This is a genomic window from Bartonella sp. ML70XJBT, from assembly GCF_028618425.1.
Classification (GTDB): domain Bacteria; phylum Pseudomonadota; class Alphaproteobacteria; order Rhizobiales; family Rhizobiaceae; genus Bartonella.
The window spans coordinates 1-1,566 of the sequence record NZ_JAQISX010000080.1; the positions used below are offsets into that span (position 1 = coordinate 1).

1 protein-coding gene and 1 pseudogene are annotated in these 1,566 nt (G+C 44.3%); both read left to right on the forward strand.

All coding sequences use genetic code 11. From position 1 onward, the window contains the following. Window positions 1–1,257 (forward strand): Bgr_08870 family protein (locus PVV65_RS09685; RefSeq protein WP_273790016.1); only part of this gene is annotated, 1,257 nt, incomplete at its 5' end. A gap of 182 nt (window positions 1,258–1,439) precedes the next feature. Further along, window positions 1,440–1,566: pseudogene (locus PVV65_RS09990) on the forward strand (phage tail protein); the annotation flags it as partial.

Genomic DNA, 1,566 nt, shown 5'->3' on the forward strand with positions numbered 1-1,566 from the left:
ATTGATCAAGCACTTGCGGATGTTGAGGAAAAGGTAGAGGGGAAAGCACCTTTAAAACACACGCACACAATCAGTGATGTGACGGGTTTAGAAAGCGCCCTTAATGGCAAGATGGCAGCCGATAAAACCTTCACCTTTGCTGATTTAAGCGATATCGAGGGGGCAAAAGATGCTGCCAATAATTATGTTCTTTACAAATCAAGCAACAATAATTTTACCTTTGGCAGTGCTATCTCACTGTTAGGTGCACACAAACATAAAACAGAAGATATTGTGGGGCTTGATGACTTTAGAGCCAAGATTAACGAAGATCTGACCAGCTATGGGCGCTTAAAACAAGCCAATGAATGGCAAAGTTATAACAAATTTACCAGCAAAGTCACCATGAGTGGTGGTTTGGAGCTGTTGGGAAACACATCATTGAATATTACCCATAACAACAAAGTGGTCACTAACTTAAGTACGAGCGGAAGCTTGCTTAAAGGACCTTTGAGAATCGATGGTGATGTTGTTTATACGAAGGCGCAAGTGGATGCAGCCATCTTGGCAGGGATAAAAAGTCTTAAAAAAGATTTGACCGATAAAATCACCAATTGGCCGGCTCTTGCCGATGCTGAGTTGCTCTATACGCAGAACGGAAAAATTCAGTGGCCCGATTGGGTCACAGATAAAACCAAAGTTGAGATACAAGCATGGGGTGGTGGGGGTAGTGGTGGTGCAACTAATAATCCATATATGGGTGGTGGTGGAGGCGGTGGCGGTTGTACGGTATGGTATGGCTATAAAATTAGTTTAAATGGGCATGAGAATATCGCTATTGGTAAAGGAGGAGCTTCTATTTCAGAATTTAGTGAGACAGGAAATTCTGGAGGCACAACAACCGTTGGCAAAAATTTTATCACTGCTACAGGAGGAAATGGTGGCTACAGTGGTATTCGTTCTTTAGGTTCTGGTGGTGCTGGAGGCGTGGGGGGAAATTTGGGTTTAGCAACAGACGAACATCCAGGAATTGCCAAAAGCGGCAATGGTTATGCTGGAACGAATGGAAGAAAAGGCGTAAGCGGAAATGGCGGTGATGCTGGGGGTGATACATCAAGAGGTGGGGGTGGTGGAGTTGGAAGTGGTGGGAAAGGAGATTATACTTCAGGAAAAGCAGGGCGTGGTTTTGGGGGTGGCGGTGCAGGTTCTTGCTATTACCGTTGTCCAAGCGGGGCTGGAGCTGATGGTGCTGTCCTTATAAGATTATGGAAAAATTAAATACAAAACCAAAGAGAGCGCAAGTCAAATGGATAGCTGTTCTATAAGCGAGCTTGTATGATTTTTAAGTCCTTTTTATTGCTCTTTCAAAGTCCTTTGAAAGGGCTTTTTTTACTGACAGTGTCAGGCTTATGGAGCATGGTGATGCTTGTTATAGTCTCTTCATTGATTTGGAGAGCAAGATGGCAACAGAATTTAATCATGGTATTCGCATTGTAGAGGCTGGTGAGGATTCCCGTCCTTTAGCAACATTTGATCAAACCGCCATTGGAGCGGTTGTTACAGCCCCTGATGCGGATGCACAGACCT